Below are 17339 nucleotides of genomic sequence, written 5' to 3' on the forward strand. Positions count from 1 at the left end.
CCCGTCGTCTCGCGGCACTGAACGCGCCTGCTGCCTCAGCATTATAGCGCTAACATTCTCGAAGGCCAGCCGCGTGCCTTCGAGTGGCGGAAGGAGGCTTGGGGGTAGCTAAGATACCGGTACCAAGTTACGCTCCATCCCAACGCAGGTGCAACGGGCGGCGTGATGAGTGTCGGACAGGGTCCGGCCTCCCGCAGATCCGCTCGTGACGATCGCGGAAGGGAGAAGGATGACCGAACTGTCCGCCAAGGGACCGCACGCATCGCCGTCGCGGCGTGAAGTGTTGGAAGGCGTGGGAGCGACCGTCGCGCTGGCCGTGCCGGCTTTGGTCCTGCCGACGACCGCCGAGGCGAAGACGTCCGCGCAAGGCGAAACGCGGTTATGGTATCGGCAACCGGCCAAGGTCTGGACCGAAGCGCTGCCGGTCGGCAACGGGCGCCTCGGCGCGATGGTGTTCGGCGGCACGACGCGCGAGCGGTTGCAGCTGAACGAGGACACGTTGTGGTCCGGCGGGCCGTACGAACCGGTCAACCCGGACGCGCGGGCGGCGCTGCCCGAGGTGCGGCGGCTGATCGATGCGGGCGCGTTCGCCGAGGCGCAGACGCTCGCCAACGCGCGGCTGATGGGCGTGCCGAATACGCAGATGGCGTATCAGCCGGTCGGCGACCTGCTGCTCGAGCTGCCGGGCACAGCGGGAGAGGCAAGCGCCTATACCCGGGATCTCGACCTCGATGCGGCGATCGCGACCACCAGCTTCACGTTCGGCGGGACGCGGTTCCGGCGTGAGGTCTTCGCATCGCCGGGTGAGCAGGTGATCGCGGTGCACATGACCGGCGATCGGCCGTTCGACCTGCTGGTCGGGCTGACCTCACCGCAACCGGGCGCGGGTGTCGTCGCGGCCGGGGGGATGCTGACGCTGACCGGTCGCAACGATGCGCGGGCTGGCGTTGCGGGCAAATTGCGGTTCGCGGCGCGCGCGCGTGTCGTGGCGGACGGCGGCAGGGTGGTGGCGGACGGCGAGCGTCTGCGCGTCACCGGTGCCCGGTCGGTCACGCTGCTGGTCGCGATGGGGACGAGCTATCGCCGGTTCGACGATGTCGGCGGCGATCCCGAGGCGGCGACACTGGCGGCGGTCGCGGGCGCGGCGCGGCGCGGCTTTGCTGGGCTGCGGTCGGACGCGATCACGGCGCACCGCGCGCTGTTCCGGCGGGTGAAGCTCGACCTTGGCCGGACCGCGATCGCGGATCGGCCGACCGGCGAGCGGGTGCTGGTCGATCTCGCCGCGGCCGACCCTGCGCTCGCCACGCTGTATTTCAATTACGGACGCTATTTGCTGATCGCGTCGTCGCGACCGGGGAGCCAGCCGGCCAACCTCCAGGGAATCTGGAACGCGGAGACCAGCCCGCCCTGGGAGTCGAAATATACGGTCAACATCAATACCGAGATGAATTACTGGCCGGCCGAGGTCACCGCGCTGCCCGAATGCGTCGCGCCGCTGGTCCAGATGGTGCGCGAGCTGGCGGTCACCGGCGCGCGGACCGCGAAGACGATGTACGGCGCACGCGGCTGGGTGTGTCATCACAACACCGACCTGTGGCGCGCGACCGCGCCGATCGATGGCGCGCAATGGGGGCTGTGGCCGACCGGCGGCGCATGGCTGTGCACGCATCTGTGGGACCATTACGACTATAGTCGCGATCTCAAGTTCCTACGGTCGGTCTACCCGCTGCTGCACGGCGCGGCGCTGTTCTTCCTCGATACGCTCCAGACCGATCCCAAGACCGGCGCGCTGGTCACCAATCCATCGCTGTCGCCCGAGAACGTGCACCCCAAGGGCGCGTCGATCTGTGCGGGGCCGGCGATGGACATGCAGATCCTGCGCGACCTGTTCGATCAGACTGGCAAGGCGGCGACGCTGCTCGGCACCGACGCGGCGTTCGTCGCGGAACTGGCGGCGGCACGCGCGCGGCTGGCGCCCGACAAGATCGGTCGCGGCGGCCAGTTGCAGGAATGGCAGGCCGATTGGGATGCCGATGCGCCGGAACAGCGCCATCGCCACGTTTCGCATCTCTACGGCCTGTTCCCGAGCGACCAGATCGATCTCGACGCGACGCCGGCGCTGGCCAAGGCGGCACGGCGTTCGCTCGAAATCCGCGGTGACGAATCGACCGGCTGGGCGACCGCATGGCGCGCGAACCTGTGGGCGCGGCTGCGCGACGGCGAGCACGCGCACCGCATACTCGCCTATCTGCTCGGCCCTGCGCGCACCTATCCCAATCTGTTCGACGCGCATCCGCCGTTCCAGATCGACGGCAATTTCGGCGGGACGCGCGCGATCGCGGAGATGCTGATGCAGAGCCGCGGCGACGAGATCCTGCTGCTGCCGGCGTTGCCGCGCGCATGGCCGAGCGGCTCGATCGCAGGGCTGCGCGCGCGGGGTACGTGCGTGGTGGACGTGCGGTGGGAGCGCGGCACGCTGACCGAAGCGGTCCTCCGTTCCACGATCCACGGACGCCGCCGTATCCGGCTGGGCGACCGCACCGTCGACGTGATGCTGGTGCCGGGGCGCAGCGTCAGGCTGCGCGGTGCCGGACTGGCGCAGGCATGACCACCGCATGCCCATCTTCTCTGCTCTTCGAGGAAGTGCACCCATGACGAAATTCCTGATGGCCGTGCTCTCCTTCGGCTTGGCGATATCCGGCACGGCCCATGCGCAGGTCGCGACCACCACGCCGCCACCGGTCACGGGCGCCAAGCCGGTCACGGTCGAGCGGATCACGGTTCATTCGCGCGCAATCGAGGGCAATCTCGAAGGTAACAGCGCGGATCGCGCGGTGATGGTGATGCTGCCACCGAGCTATCGCAGTACCCCGGCACGCCGCTATCCGGTGGTCTACGCACTGCACGGCTATTCGATCGGGGCCGAGCAATGGGCGAAGGAAATCCACGTCCCGCAGACGATCGAGGGAGCGTTCGCCAAGGGTGCGCGCGAGATGATCGTCGTGCTGCCCGACAGCAAGACGGTGCATAACGGCTCGTTCTATTCCAGTTCGGTGACGGTCGGCGACTTCGAGCAGTTCATCGCGCGCGATCTCGTCGGCTATGTCGACGCGCATTACCGGACGCTGGCGGACCGCCGCAGTCGCGGGCTCGCGGGGCATTCGATGGGCGGTTACGGCACCGCGCGGATCGGCATGAAGCATCCCGACATCTTCGGCGCGCTCTACATGATGAGCCCGTGCTGCCTGTCGACACGCGCGCTCGGCACGCCCGACGCGGCGGCGGAGAAGACTCTGCGGGCGCTACGCTCGCCGACCGAAAGCGCGCGCCTGTCGTGGGGATTGCGCGCGCAACTCGCGACTGCGGCGGCGTGGTCGCCGAACCCGAAGGCACCGCCGCTGTTCCTCGACCTGCCGATCAAGGACGGCGTCGCGCAGCCCGACGTGATCGCGCGTTGGGCGGCCAACGCGCCGCTCTCGATGCTCGATCAATATGCCGGCAATTTGCGGCGCTACGCGGCGATCGGGCTCGACGTCGGCGATCGCGACGGGCTGAAGGGCGATGCGATCGCGCTGCACGAGGGGCTCGATCGCTACGGGATCGCCAACCAGTTCGCGGTGTATCCGGGCGACCATACCAGCGGCGTTGCGGGGCGGGTGCAGGATGCGATGATGCCGTTCTTCTCGCGCAGCCTGGCGTTCGCACGATGAGGGGCAGGGCGTTGATCGCGGCGTTCGCGCTGCTGGCGATACCAGCGTCGGCGCAGGTCTGGCGGTCGGATCAGGGGAACGGGACTTTCCGCAATCCGGTGCTGTTCGCGGACTATCCCGATCCCGACATCATCCGCGTCGGCCACGACTATTATTTCGCGACGACGACGTTCGCCAACGTGCCGGGGATCACGATCCTGCACAGCCGCGACCTGGTCAACTGGACGCTCGCGTCGCACCTCGTCGATCGGCTCGAGGGGAAGCCCGAATATGATCTGAAGGGCGGCAACGCGTATCGGCATGGGCTCTATGCCTCGTCCTTACGCTATCACGCGGGCACCTATTATCTCGCCAATACACCGGTCGGGCAGAAGACGCGGATCTGGTACGCCAAGGACGTACGCGGGCCGTGGCACTATCACGAACTGGAGCGCGAGGCGTTCGATCCCGGGCTGTTCATCGAGCCCGATGGGCGCGCGTATATCGCCACCGCCTCGACCGCCGACGGCACGATCACGCTGCTCACGCTCGACAAGGATTTGGCGCACGTCACCGACGCGCGGAAGGTGCATTACATCAAGGGCGCGGAGGGTTCGAAGATCATCCGCCGCGGTGCGTATTATTACTTGTTCAACGCGTTGCCGCCGCGCCTCGGGCTGACCGTCTCGCGGTCGCGCAGCCTGTTCGGGCCGTGGGAAACGCGCGATCAGATCGACGACACGACCGGCGGCCATCAGGGCGCGCTGGTCGACCTGCCCGACGGCCGCTGGTTCGGGTTCGTCATGGAGGATAGCGGCGCGGTCGGCCGGATGACCAATCTCAGCCCGGTATTCTGGCGCGACGACTGGCCGGTGTGGGGCACCGCGGACGCGCCCGGTCGCGTACCCCGGCTCGCGCAAAAGCCGATCGCCGGGTTTCCGTTCGCCGAGCCGGCGAGCTCCGATAATTTCGCGGGTCCGCGTCTCGGCCTGCAATGGCAGTGGAACCATAATCCGGACCCGAGCCGCTGGTCGCTGACCGCACGGCGGGGCTGGTTGCGGCTGAAGCCGACGGTCGCGCCACGCTTCTGGTCGGCGCGCAACACGCTGACGCAGAAAGGGCAGGGGCCTGCCAGCCGCGCCGAGGTGAAGGTGGATATCGGTCATCTCGCGCCGGGCGATCGATGCGGGTTCGGGACGCTGGGGCAATATAGCGGCAACCTGACGATCGAGCGCGACGCGGGCGGCACGGCCGCGGTGGCGATGGAGGTGACCGAAGACACGGTCGACGGCGCGCGGACCGAAACGCGCGGTCGCAGCGTGATTGGTGCTGGTCGCGCGCTATGGTTGCGCACCGAGATGGATTTCACGATCGATCGTGCCCGCGTCGCGTATAGTCTCGACGGCCGCCGCTGGACCGGGCTCGGCGGCGACTTCCCGCTCGCCTTCGCGTGGCGGACGGGGACGTTCCAGGGCGAGCAGTTCGCGCTGTTCTGCTACGCGCCTAGCCCCAGCAGGGGCTGGCTCGACGTCGACTCGTTCACGCTGAGCGTGCTCGAACCCCGATCGACGTTCAAGTTCCGGAACGCGCCCCCGCGGTAATCATCATCGCGGCGCGACGGGTATCTCGAACGTGCCGACCGGCAACATCGCGTCGTCGGACAGGTTCACCGATGGCGCATCCGCCCAGGCATAGCGGACTCGGGTGACGGGCTTGCCGTCGCCCGGCAGCGTCACGGTGGTGCCGGCGACGCTGCCCGCGGCATAGCGGCAGGTGCCCGGCGCGGTGTCGCACAGTTCGAACCCGATCGCCTGGTTCGCACCGCGGGCGTGGAGCGCACCGGTCACATCGCTGAAGCGTAGCGCGATGCTGCCATCGGCCCCGGCGTCGGCCGAGGCGATGGCGGGACCGGACGGGCCGCCGGGGGCGCCATAGACCGCCGACCGCATGACCTTTGCGAGGCGTTGCCCGACCTCGTGCTTCTCGCCGGGATGGATGTCGAGCGCATCGCCGATATCGAGCGCGACCGCGATCCCGGCATGGCGATCGGCGGCGGCGACGCGGCGCTGCGCATCGCGGATATAGCCCCAGCCGCTGTCGCTCGGCACGCTGGTCGGCTTGCCGTAGTTCGCGAGCTGGACGATTCCGAACCCCGTCTCGGGCGTGCCGAACCGCGTGCGCCAGTCCGCGATCAGTGCGGTGAGGCGGCGGTCGTAGCCGGGGATGCCCGTGTCCGACTCGCCCTGATACCAGGCGATGCCGGCGAGCTTGGTCGAGGCCAGCGGCGCGATCATCGCGTTGTACAGCGTGCCGTCGCCATTGATATCGTCCCACGGCACGCGCGGTGCCGCGCCATCGAGCCGCTTGGCGATCGCATAGCGCCAGCCGCTGCCGAGCGGCGCGCTGCTGCCGTCGGCGAAGGTCACGCGCATCGTCTCGGCGGGGCCGGTCATGCCGCCGAACGCATAGACGTCGTCGTCGTTGACGGTGATGACATTGGCGCCGGGCTTCAGCGTGCCGACCGGCAGCGTGTAGACGCGCGGCTTGCTGGCAAGGCTGCTGCCACCGACGCCCTGGCCGTTGACCCAGGTCCGGTCGGCATCGTCGATCGTGCCGAGCGACAGGATCGCGGGTCCGCGCGCCTGCGCCGCGGTGACCTCGACCGTCCGCTGATACCAGATCATGCCGTTGTAATCGGCGAGTTCGGGCATCCCCCAGGTCTCGAAATTGGTCATCGCCGGCACCGGCTTCCAGTTGAGCGCGGCTGCCGGCTGCCACGGTTCGCGGCCCACCGCATCGCCCGACCCGGTGCGCCACCAGCTTTCCCAGATCGTCGACGCCTTGCGGTCGGCGGCGGCGGGATCGCGCGCATACAGGGCTAGCAGATCGGCCTCGGCGCCGAGACCCGCCTTGCGCAACGCGGGGTCGCTGAGCCACGCGCTGATCCGCGATCCGCCCCAGCTCGAATGGATCGCGCCGATCGGCACCTTCGCGGTCCGCCGGAGCGCCTGCACCATGTAGAAACAGGCCGCCGAAAACGTCGGTACGGTAGAGGGCCCGGCCGCAGCCCAGTGCGGTTGCTCGGCGAAGCGCGCGACGGTGCTCGCCGCCGAGACCTTGGCCACGGTCAACAGCCGCAGCTGATCGTCGATCGGCGGATGCGCGTCGGGGAACAGCGTCTGCGCGTTCTCGACCGCCAGCTCCATGTTGCTCTGGCCCGAGCACAGGAATACGTCGCCGATCAGGATATCGCGCACCACCGCGGCACCGCTGTTCGCCGCGATCGTCAGGTCGTAAGGGCCGCCGGCGGGCAACGCGGGCAGGCGCGCCTCGAACCGGCCGTCGCGCCCCGCCTTGGTCGTCACCGTGCGACCGGCGAGCGCGATCAGGATCGTCTCGCCCGCTGCCGCATCGCCGTTCAGGACGATCGGCTGGCCGCGCTGGATCACCGCATGATCGCCGAGCACGCCATTGAGACGCGGCGCGGCCAAGGCCGGGGAGGCCGCACCGGCAATAGCGGCGTAGAGCGCGAGGCGCAGGGCGGTCTTCATCGGATCGTTTTCCTTGGGGTTCGGATCGAACAGGGATCGACAGGGAGGCTCAGATCGGCTGGAGTCCGTGCTTGACGATGCGGTCGATCAGGTCGCGGTGACCGGGCAGGCTGCTCATCATGCGCTGCGTCTGGACGTGGTTTTCGCGGCGGGCGCGGCGCGCCAGTTCGGCGTCGGCCTCGATCGTGCCGGGCATCACCGCGGTGCGCGCGCCCATGCCGTAGAGGACATATTGATAGCTGGCCGACGGAAAGACCTCTTCGGCGCGATCGAACTCGTCGTGGATCCACGGCGACTGATAGCGCCACAGCTCCATCAGCCCGCGCAGCCGGTCGGGGATCGACTCGGGGCGGACATTGTCGCGCCAGAAGTCGGTGTCGGTCCGTTTGGTCAGCGTATAGTGCAGCTTGAGGAAATCGATGATCCGGCCCCAGCGATAGGTCGTCGTCGCGTTGAAGCGGTTGGCGACTACATCCATCACCTCGCGACAGACGGGCATCTGCTCGGCGATCATCTTGGCGGATAGCTCGATCAGCACGATCGCAGACGCCTCGAGCGGTTCGAGGAACCCGGCGGCAAGTCCGACCGCGACGCAATTGCCCTTCCAGAATGTTTCGCGGTGGCCGGCTCGGATCGAGAGTTTCCGGACGGGCAGATCTTTCCCCGCCGGGCCGAGATACGCGCGCAGTTCGCGTTCGGCGGCGTCGACGTCGATATGGCTGCTGGAGAAGACATGCCCGACGCCGCGGCGGTGGGGCAGGCCGATATCCCAGATCCAGCCGGCCGACTGCGCGGTCGAGATGGTGTGGCTGGCGATCGGATCGTCGGGGCGCTCGTACGGCAGTTGCACGGCGAGCGCGGTGTCGCAGAACAGCGTGTCGGTGCAGCTGCGGAACGGCACGCCCATCGCTTCGCCGATTAGCTTCGCGGCAAAGCCGGTGCAGTCGACGAACAGGTCGCCCTCGATCGACACGCCCTGCGCGGTCTCGACGCGCGCGATATCGCCGGTCTCGTCGAGGATGACGTCGGTGACGTCGGCCAGCACGTGCCGGACGCCCAGTGTGTCGCAGCAATGGCGTTGCAGGAAATGCGAGAATTTCCCCGCGTCGAGATGATAGGCGTAGTTCGCCACGCCGTCGAATTCGGGCGTCGCCATGGTCTTGGGAGCAAGGCCCTCGTCGCAGATCCGACCTTGCGGGGTGACTGCGTCGCAGAAGCTGTCGTGGCCGTCCTCGGCCAGCCAGTGCGGGGCGAGGTTCAGCGAGCCGAACTGCTGTGGCAGCATCAGCGGGTGGTAATAGCCGTCGTCGACCGCGCCGGTGGTCCAGCGGTTGAACCGCGCGCCCTGTTTGAACGCGGCGTTGCAGTGGCGGAACAGCTCGGTTTCCGACACGCCCATCTTGCGCAGCGTGGCGCGCAGCGTCGGCCACGTGCCCTCGCCGACGCCGATGGTCGGGATGTTGGGGGATTCGACCAGCGTTACGGTGAAGCCGTGCTCGCGCTGGCCCTTGTGCCGCGCAGCGATGACGCCCGCGGTCAGCCAGCCGGCCGTGCCCCCTCCGACGATGACGATGTCTCTGATCTGGTGCATGGGTCAGCGTATTCGAAAAATGGCGGAGCACAACATCGTCATGCTCCGCCAGGGGGGAGAGCTCAGAAGCGGAAGCGCGCGCCCAGCGTGTAGCGGCGTCCGTAATCGAACACGTCGAGCAGCTGGTTGCTGTAGCGACCATGCGTACTCTGCTGGTTGTTGTTGACGTTCAGCGCCTCACCGAAAATGCTGAAATTCTTGGTGATGTCGTAGCTGCTCGTCAGATCGACCTGGAAGCTCTGGTTGACGAAGGTCGGCTCCGCCCCGAACGAACCGGTATTCTGGTTCTGCCCGAACTGGAGGAGATACTTGTCGCGCCAGTTGGCCGCCGCACGGAACTGGAACCCGCTCTTGTCGTAGAAGCCGACGAAGTTCGCTGAATTGGCAAGCCCCGTCACGGCGAAGCCAGACTGGGTGATGTTCTTGTCGTCGTACGGGCGGTTGGTGTTCACGAACGTCGCGTTGGCCTGGAAGCCGAAGCCGCTGTCGCCAAACACCTGCTGCCAGGCGAGTTCGACACCGCGGACGGTGGCGTCGGGACCGTTGATCTGCTGCGACACCGCGAACGATGCGGGTTGGCCGGTGGTCGGATCGATCACGCCGTTGATCGTCTGGCGAGTCACGCCGGCCACCACGAAATTGCTGACGTTCTTCAGGAAGAAGCCGACCGACAGATACGAGTTGCGGCGATAATACCATTCTGCGCCGACGTCGAAATTGTCGGCGAGATAGGGCTTGAGGTTCGGATTGCCGCCGCTGGCCGACAGCGCCCCGATCCGCTGGCCGTTACCGACGTTGAGCACCGGGTTGAGCAAGTTCAGCGCCGGTCGGGTCAGCGTCCGCGATGCGTCGAACCGCAGGAGCAGGTTGTCGGTAAGCTCCAGCTTCGCATCCATGCTCGGCAGCAGGTAAGAATACGAGCTCTTGCTCGTGATCGCGCCGGGGTCCGTATAGGTCGGGATGCTCAGCAGCGTCGGGTCGGCGGTGCTCGTCACGAGCGACGTCGGCAGGCGACCGACACCATCTGACGTCAGGTTGGTATTCTCGTTGCGAACGCCGGCGTTGAAGGTGAACGGCAGGCCGCCGATCTCGGTCTTGAAATTGGCGCTGAAATACAGCGACCACGTCTTTTCGCGGACGCGCAGCACGCTGCCCGGATCGACCGCTTCGTCGAACGCGCCGGTAAAGCCCTGCACGTTGGCGTAGTTATAGCCCGGGACGTTCTGCGCCTGCGGATTGCCGAGGCTCGACAGGTAGTTCTGGTACGCGACCGGGCTGAACACGAATACCGACGGCGGCAGCGTGCCGTTGAAGCCGGGGATGAAGTTGTTCAGGCTGACCGAGCCCTGATACAGGTTGGCGGGCAGCGGCGCGACGCCCGACGTGCCACCCGATGGCGCGCCGTATCCGGCATAGGCCTGCCAGAAATTGTTGGTGAAGGTGCTCGTGTTGCGGAAGTTGAACGTGTCCTGGTAATATTGGCCACCCGCCTTGAGCGTCAGATTGTCCTGCTTCCAGGTGGCGTTACCGCGGAACTGGATGAGTTCGTCGGTGTTGCGCTGGGTCTGGTTGACCGCGACGTGCGAGCCGATCAGCGAAGTGTCGGCCCAGGCCGCGGAGTTGCCGGCCGGTCCGAAATTGCTGATCGACGGGAATGCGCTGTCGCTGTTGCCATCGATCTTGAAGCGCAGCGTGTTGCCCAGCGCGTTGCCATAGCCGATGTCGCCGTTCTGGCTGCCGATCACGTCGCCCGGGTTGCGCCAGCTCTTGGCATAGGCGCCATCGGCTTCCAGCGTCAGGTTGCTGGTCGCGTCGTATTTGACGTTCAGGCCGGTCTGGTTGGTCTTCAGGATCTCGGTGTTGAGCGCGGCGGTGAAATCGGTCGGCGTGCCGGTCTGCGTGAAGTCGACCGCCGTACCGTTCTTGTCGAGCGTCACGTTGCGCAGATCGCCCTGGTTGAACCAGACGCCGAACGCATAATTCTCCGACGTCACCTTTTGGCGCGAGTAATTGTTGTCCAGCGTCACCATCAGGTCATCGGTTGGATGATATTGCAGCGAGATGCGCGCATCGATGCGCTCGTCCTCGACGCGCTGCTGTTCCGCGCCATATTGCTGCGGGAACCAGCCGGGCAGGTTCTTGGTCTGCAATTGGGCTGGCGTACACGCCGCCGTCAGCTGGCACGCGGCGTAATTGCCACCCGGCCAACCCGACACGTAGACGCGATTGGTATCGGTATCACGCTTGGTGTAAATGACGTCTGCCAGCACGCCGAACTTGTCGTCGGCGCTGGTCGTGCTGAGTAGCAGGCCGCCGGTCGGGACGATCTTGCCGGAGCGATCCTGGATCGAGCCCGAGGCCGTGGTCGCGGCGCGGAAACCGGGATGATCGAACGGGTTCGGGAAGGCGATGTTGACGGTCGCGCCGATCGAGCTCGACGCCAGCGACACGTCGGGCGTCTTGAGCACGCTCAACTGGCCGATGAAGTCGACGCCGACGGTGCTGAAGTCGATCTGCCGTCCACCGGTCGCGGACGAAATCCGGCGGCCATCGTACAGCGTGGTGTTGAAATCGCCGCCAAAGCCGCGGACCGTGATGCCGGTCGGTTCGCCGCGCGAGCCGGAGCGCTGGATCGACACGCCGGGCAGGCGCTGGAGCGAAGCAGCGACGTTCGAATCAGGAAATTTGCCGATATCTTCCGCGGAGATGACGTCGACCACGCCCGAGGACGTGCGCTTCAGGTCGAGGTTGCGCTGCAACGAGCCGCGCAGGCCGACCACGACGATATCGTCGCCGGTGGTGGTGCCTTGCGAAGCGTCGGGCGCCGTCGCGGTATCCTGAGGCTGCCCGGCTTCGCTCGCGGTCGTCGTGTTGGCGGTCGCCGGTACGGCGGGCTGCACGCCGACCTGACCTGCGGCCTGTACCGCGGCGGGCTGACCGGTGGTCGCCGTCTGCAGGTTGGTCTGGTCCTGCGCGAACGCGGGCGATGCCCAGGCCAGCGCAGCCATGCTGCTGGCGCAGGCCAACGCACGGGCACGCCGCGCACGGCTGCGATCGGCAAGTATCGAACGGGTATCCTGGCTCACTTCAACATCCCCTCAACTAACACCGCGCTGCCCCCTATTGATGGGGGCTTCCGGCAATATCGTTCGCAATCTCGTGAGTCGGTGATCCGTCTCGTCTCGCTGCGGTAGCGCTCACAATACGCGATGCCGCTACCATTGCAAGCTATTGTAGGAGTGATCGCGAAGCCCCTTTGCAAGGGTAGCCGGGTGTGCGAGTTCGGGGATCAGAACCGCGAAGACAGTCGCGTGCGTTACGGGAGGATGGGATGCCGGCATGGGAAATGTTGAACAGCGAACAGCATGCCGCGCTGCGCGTGTCGCGGGCCTGCGACGCCACCCGGCATTTCGCGCAAATCGTCGCTGACGAGTTTCCCCGCGCCGCGCCGCATTACCTGATCCTGTTCACCAAGCATCCCGAGACCGGCGCCTTTTATGCGGGCGTGGTGATGGGACTGGAGCCGGGTGACAATCTGCTGACCGTCGACGGCGCGCTGCCGGACTATCGCCCCGCCGATCTCGAGCGCCAGGGTTTCTTCGTCAACGACGGCCAGATGGTGATCGATCGCGAGCATCCCGTCTTCGCGAGCGGACAGGGCGAGGCGCTGTTCGAGATGGATGGCGCGCCGTCGCTGACGTTGAAACGCGTCCAGCACGCGCTGCACACGCTGCAACACGGCCTCGCCGCCACCGACGATGCGATCAAGCGGTTCCTGGCGCATGGCCTGTTGGAGCCGATCGACGTGACGCTCGACTTCGACGACGGCAACCGGCTGCGGCTCGACGGCCTGTATTCGATCAGCCTCGACGCGCTGCATGCCTTGCCCGATGCTGCGGTGCTTGAGCTGTTCCGCGCGGGCGATTTGCAACTCGCCTATGCGCAGACGGGCTCGCTGCGCCATCTTCGCACGCTCGGCCGAATCCGCAACGCGCGCCTGTCGGATGTGTCCGCATGATCGAGGCGCCCCCCGCCACAGCGCTGGCCGATCCCGAACAGTTTCGCGACCACGTCATGACGGCGGGCGAGCCAATGCTTCTCCGCGGCGTCGCGCGCGATTGGCCACTGTTGGCTGGCGAAGGCGTGCAAGGCGTCGTTGACGAGTTGCTGCGGCTGGAGACGCGACGATCCGCCGAAGTGTTCGTCGGCGACCCCCAAATCGGCGCGCGCTATCATTACGATGCGACGATGGCGGGGTTCAATTTCACGCGCTCGACGATGCCGTTTCGCGATGCGCTGACGCGGATCCTCGCCACTGCCGGCGCGCCGGGACACCCCAGCATGTATATGGGATCGCTCACCGCGGAGACGTTCTTTCCGGGTGTCGAGCAGATGACCCGGCTGCCGTTCGTTCCGCCGGAGGTGCGCCCGCGGATCTGGATCGGCCATGCCTCGACCGTCGCCTGCCACTACGACACGATGGACAACGTCGCGTGCGTCGCGGCCGGGCGTCGGCGCTTCACGCTGTATCCTCCCGATGCGATCGGCGATCTCTATGTCGGCCCGATCGATCATACGCTGGCCGGCCAGCCGGTCGCGCTGGCGGTCGGCAGTACGCCCGGCGATCCCAATTTCCCCCGCTTCGAGCAGGCACGACATCGCGCGCGCGTGTTCGATCTGGCGCCTGGCGATGCGCTGTATGTGCCGAAACTCTGGTGGCATCAGGTCGAGGCGACCGGCGAGGTCAACGTGCTCGTCAATTTCTGGTGGGACGGGTTCGCCGCCGGCCCGGACCAACCCTATACCGCGATGCTGCTCGCGCTCACCGCGATCGCCGAGCGTCCGCCGGCCGAGCGTGCGGCGTGGCGTGCGTGGTTCGATCATTACGTCTTTCGCCCCGACGGCCATCCGCTCGCGTTCCTGCCGCCCGAGCGCCACGGTATCCTGGGCGCGGCGAAGGAGAATCACGGCCGCATTCGGGCGCTCGTCATGCGATTGCTGCGGGGCGGCTGACGGGCGCGGACTTCGATCCGACCATGATCGCAAGACCCGCCAGCGCGCCGATCAACGGGATCGCCCACGCCATCGTCAGCAGCAGATCGCCGCGTTCCGCCAGGAGCGGCCGACCGACTGTCCAGCCGATCGCCGACAGGCCGCGACCGAGCAGCGCCCCGCTCAGTCCGCCGCCGACCTTCAGCGTCAGCAGCAGCAGCGCGACCGGCAAGCCTTCGAGGCGGACACCGGTGCTGCGCTCGCCGTGATCGACCGCATCGGCGAGCAACACCCAGATCATCATCTGCAACCCCGCATTGCCCGCGCCGAACAGCGCGATACCCGCGATCATCGTCCCCGGCCCTGCGGCGAAGATGCCGAGCCCGACCGCGATCGCAACCAACGCGACCCTCAGCACCACGCGGCGGTCGCGGCGGCGGGCGAGTGCCATCCACGCCGGCAGCGCGACGAGTTGCGACAGCGCGAGCGTCGCCAGCGCCTGTCCGGTCCACGTCGCGTCGTGGATCACACCCTTGCCGATATACGCGAACGATCGCGCCAGGAACGGCAGCGTCAACGCCTGCGCGAACGCCAGCGCGAGCAGCATCAACAGCGGGCGGTTGCCTATGATCCACGCAAACGTCGCGCGCCGTGCCTGCGCGGCGATCGCGTCCGATCGCGGCGCGGCGGCCGCCGACAGCCACAGCGTGGCGACATAGGCGACCGCGGCACAGCCGGTGACGACGATCAGGGCCGTGCCGCGATCCGCGTCGGGATCGACGAACGCCGGTGCGCAATAGGCGACTGCCAGTGCCCCGCAGCAGCTGAACATGTAGCGCAGACCCGACACCGTCGTCGCGGCGCCCGGCGACCGCGTCAGCTGCATCATCAACGCGTTGTGCGCGACGTCGCAGACCGAGTAGGCGGAGCGGAACAGCAGCACGATCGTCGTCGCCCACAGCAGGATCGCGGAGTCCGGCCAGTGCGCGCCGCGCACGTCGGGTTGAATGAAGAAGACCGCGAAAAAGAGCCCGACGACCGGCGCCCCGACGAACAGCATCCGGCGATACGCAGCCAGCCGATCCGCGGACCGGTCGACCAGCCGCCCGAGCAGCGGATCGCAGACGCCGTCCCAGACCAGGCCGATCATCACCACGAGTCCGGCGGCTTCGGGCGATATCCCCCAGCGCTCGGTAAGGATGAACAGCAGGAAGAAGTCCATCGTCGAGGCGAGCACGTTCTTGCCGAAATTGCCGCTCGCATAGCCGAGCATCCGGGCGCGATGCACGGGGCGTTCGGCGGGTCTAGCGGGGGCGGGGCACTCCATTCTTCAACGTCTTAGCGCCGATGTCTTGCAGTTGCGGGACAATTCGTTCGCTGCGCGCGACCGTGGTGATCGTCAGCGTGCCGCCGCGGAGAAGATCGGCGTGGCGGACACGGAAATCGGGCAGGGCGCGCCCGTTCAAACTGGCGCGCACGATCGTGCCGTCCTCCGGCCCGTCACGCCGGATCGCCAGCGTGCGCGCATTGCCGAGGTCGATCTGCGCGCGGTCGAACGCTGGAGTCGTGATGACGTACCACGGCTCGCCAGGCACCAGCGGATACAGGCCAAGCGTCGCAAATACGTACCACGCGGTCATCCCGCCGGCATCGTCGTCCATCCCGTCGGCAAAGCCCTGCGACGACAGCGCGAAGCTGCGGCCGACGAACGGCACCGGCAGCTTGCCGCTGTTGGTATAGGGGTGCGCGATGGGCTTGGTGAGGATCGTGCGGATCAGGTCGGCGGTCGCCTGCGGCTGGCCCAGCGCGGCGAACATCCACGGGACCTGGATGTCGGGCTCGTTGGTCATGTTGAACAACCCGGCATCGAAGAAATGATGCAGTTCGCTCAGCAGGCGCTCGCGACCCACGGTCGCGGTCAGCCACGGCAAGTCGAAGATCGGCGCCCAGCGATATTGCCACAAGGTGCCCTGATACAGCCCGCGCGCCTTGACGACATCGCCATCCGCGCCGGGCGTCTGGAACACCGATCGCCACATCGGGCGGTAGCTCTGCGCCTTCGCGGTGAAGATCCGCGCGAGATCGGTGCGGCCGAGATCGCGCGCGAGTTCGGCGGTCGCCCAATCGTCATAGGCGGCTTCGATCTGCTCGTCTGGCGTGCCGCGCTTGAGCCGGTCGCTGTCCGCCGCCATCCCCGCCAGCGCGGCGGCCGCGTCGAACGCGATGCCTTTGCGATGCATGTCGAGCAGCGCGATTCCGGCATGTTCGGTCCGAACCGTCAGGAACGGCTCGTGCGGCGTCGACCATTGCGCCTTGCCGCCAGCGTAGAGCGCGACCAGCGAGTTCGCGATATCGGCGCTGCGCTCGGGCTGGAGCAACGCGAGCAGCGGCATTTGCGTGCGGTAATTGTCCCATAGCGACCAGTTCGCGTAGCGCGTCCGGCCCTTCGGCGAGGTCTGGACCGTGCCGTCCTTGTCGCGGTGGCGTCCGTCGGGATCGTCGATCGCGACCGGGGTTTCCATGACACGGTAGAGCGACGTGTAGAATAGCGCGCGCCGATCTCGCGGGCCGCTCACTGCGACGCGGCCGAGGATGCGGTTCCAGGCGGCGCGCGTCTCGGTCGCGACGGCGGCGAGGGGGCGGTCGCCGACTTCGGTCTCGCGCACCGATGCCGCGCCGCGTCCATCGACGGTCGACAGGCCGGTGCGGATTTCGATCGCATCGCCCGCTTTGCCGGTGAAGTGGAGCGTCGCCAGATCGCCCGCGCCGGTGGTCAGCGTCTGGTGGATCGGCCGTCCGTTGACGAGAATCCGGCTGGCGGTGTGGAGGTGATACGCGCCCTGATCACAGACAGTGCCGGCGACCAGATCGGCGCGGAGGTCGTCGCTGGCGAGGCTCGCCCAACTGGCTGCCAGGCGTTTCGAATAGCTGTGTCGCGGGTCGATCCGCAGGTCGACCGTGCCGGCGCGGGGCAGGGTGAAGCGCAGCACGCCAGCGCCGCGCGTCGCCGCCATCTCGGCGAGGATGCCGTGGTCGTAGCGGACGTGGTATTTCCTGGCGCGTGCGGTCTCGCTCGCCTTGTCGATCAGCGCGGCGCCGGTGCTGCCGGCATAGCGCAGCGAGATCATCAGGTCGCCGCCCGCACCGCTACAGCCTACGCCGACGCCGCGGGTGTGCGAAAAGCCGAGCAACGTGGTCGCCGCGTGGTCGTAGCCCGCGTGGTTGGCGGGGCTGGTGTCGAGGCCGAGTTGCATCATCCCGAACGGCGCGACGGCGGCGGGGGAGAGTTGGCCGAAGTCGGCGAGCGTGCCGACGATCGGATCGACGAGGTCTGCGGGGGTTTCCTGTGCGGTGAGGGCGGTGGGGGTGAGGAGGAGCGCGAGAAGCACCGGATATCTCGCCCTCCTTTTGCGTAACCACCCCGGCGAAGGCCGGGGCCCAATTGGAAAGGTCGGCGTAATGGAGCGCGATCCTCTGTTACAGCCGTCCCCCAATTGGGCCCCGGCCTTCGCCGGG

General features: G+C 67.4%; 10 protein-coding genes. 5 read left to right on the plus strand and 5 right to left on the minus strand.

What is annotated here, in order from left to right:
• Positions 1-229: 229 nt before the first annotated feature.
• The 3 genes from ACLBWL_RS08875 to ACLBWL_RS08885 are packed head-to-tail and all read left to right on the plus strand — an operon-like array spanning position 230 to position 5290.
• Complete coding sequence (locus ACLBWL_RS08875) at positions 230-2608, plus strand: glycoside hydrolase family 95 protein (RefSeq protein WP_447792240.1); 2379 nt, start codon at positions 230-232, stop codon at positions 2606-2608.
• A gap of 43 nt (positions 2609-2651) precedes the next feature.
• On the plus strand, positions 2652-3710 hold the full coding sequence (locus tag ACLBWL_RS08880; protein ID WP_447792242.1) for an alpha/beta hydrolase: 1059 nt from the start codon (positions 2652-2654) through the stop codon (positions 3708-3710).
• Positions 3711-3721: 11 nt separating this feature from the next.
• The gene (locus ACLBWL_RS08885; RefSeq protein ID WP_447792244.1) at positions 3722-5290 is read left to right on the plus strand and encodes a glycoside hydrolase family 43 protein; all 1569 of its coding nucleotides are present in this window, start codon (positions 3722-3724) and stop codon (positions 5288-5290) included.
• A gap of 3 nt (positions 5291-5293) precedes the next feature.
• Here ACLBWL_RS08885 and ACLBWL_RS08890 read toward each other — a convergent pair whose 3' ends face one another.
• The 3 genes from ACLBWL_RS08890 to ACLBWL_RS08900 all read right to left on the minus strand — a co-directional run bounded on the left by ACLBWL_RS08890 (position 5294) and on the right by ACLBWL_RS08900 (position 11839).
• Positions 5294-7240 (minus strand): sialate O-acetylesterase, encoded by a 1947-nt coding sequence (locus ACLBWL_RS08890; protein WP_447792246.1) that lies wholly within the window; start codon positions 7238-7240, stop codon positions 5294-5296.
• Positions 7241-7289: 49 nt separating this feature from the next.
• Positions 7290-8831, minus strand: coding sequence for a tryptophan halogenase family protein (locus tag ACLBWL_RS08895; RefSeq protein WP_447792248.1), 1542 nt, complete (start codon positions 8829-8831; stop codon positions 7290-7292).
• 62 nt (positions 8832-8893) lie between these two features.
• Positions 8894-11839 (minus strand): TonB-dependent receptor, encoded by a 2946-nt coding sequence (locus ACLBWL_RS08900; protein WP_447793451.1) that lies wholly within the window; start codon positions 11837-11839, stop codon positions 8894-8896.
• Between the two features lie 323 nt (positions 11840-12162).
• Between ACLBWL_RS08900 and ACLBWL_RS08905 the strand changes: the two genes are divergently transcribed.
• Both ACLBWL_RS08905 and ACLBWL_RS08910 read left to right on the plus strand, forming a co-directional pair.
• Complete coding sequence (locus tag ACLBWL_RS08905; protein ID WP_447792250.1) at positions 12163-12849, plus strand: SapC family protein; 687 nt, start codon at positions 12163-12165, stop codon at positions 12847-12849.
• A complete protein-coding gene (locus tag ACLBWL_RS08910) occupies positions 12846-13844 on the plus strand; it encodes a cupin-like domain-containing protein (RefSeq protein WP_447792252.1) in 999 nt (332 codons plus the stop codon). Before ACLBWL_RS08905 ends, ACLBWL_RS08910 begins: the two co-directional genes overlap by 4 nt.
• Here the strand turns inward: ACLBWL_RS08910 and ACLBWL_RS08915 are convergent.
• The gene (locus ACLBWL_RS08915) at positions 13819-15111 is read right to left on the minus strand and encodes an MFS transporter (protein WP_447792254.1); all 1293 of its coding nucleotides are present in this window, start codon (positions 15109-15111) and stop codon (positions 13819-13821) included. The genes ACLBWL_RS08910 and ACLBWL_RS08915 overlap by 26 nt on opposite strands.
• Positions 15112-15127: 16 nt before the next feature.
• Positions 15128-17212 carry a glycoside hydrolase domain-containing protein gene (locus ACLBWL_RS08920; protein WP_447792256.1) on the minus strand — a complete coding sequence of 695 codons (2085 nt, stop codon included), beginning with the start codon at positions 17210-17212 and terminating at the stop codon, positions 15128-15130.
• Positions 17213-17339: the final 127 nt, after the last annotated feature.

It is taken from the genome of Sphingomonas sp. M1A8_2b, assembly GCF_053345535.1.

Bases quoted from the DNA above. Each gene is read 5' to 3' on its own strand.
- ACLBWL_RS08880 (WP_447792242.1), top strand. From the start codon at position 2,652: ATGACGAAATTCCTGATGGCCGTGCTCTCCTTCGGCTTGGCGATATCC.
- ACLBWL_RS08910 (WP_447792252.1), top strand. From the start codon at position 12,846: ATGATCGAGGCGCCCCCCGCCACAGCGCTGGCCGATCCCGAACAGTTT.
- ACLBWL_RS08875 (WP_447792240.1), top strand. From the start codon at position 230: ATGACCGAACTGTCCGCCAAGGGACCGCACGCATCGCCGTCGCGGCGT.
- ACLBWL_RS08900 (WP_447793451.1), bottom strand. From the start codon at position 11,839: ATGGCTGCGCTGGCCTGGGCATCGCCCGCGTTCGCGCAGGACCAGACC.
- ACLBWL_RS08895 (WP_447792248.1), bottom strand. From the start codon at position 8,831: ATGCACCAGATCAGAGACATCGTCATCGTCGGAGGGGGCACGGCCGGC.
- ACLBWL_RS08890 (WP_447792246.1), bottom strand. From the start codon at position 7,240: ATGAAGACCGCCCTGCGCCTCGCGCTCTACGCCGCTATTGCCGGTGCG.
- ACLBWL_RS08905 (WP_447792250.1), top strand. From the start codon at position 12,163: ATGCCGGCATGGGAAATGTTGAACAGCGAACAGCATGCCGCGCTGCGC.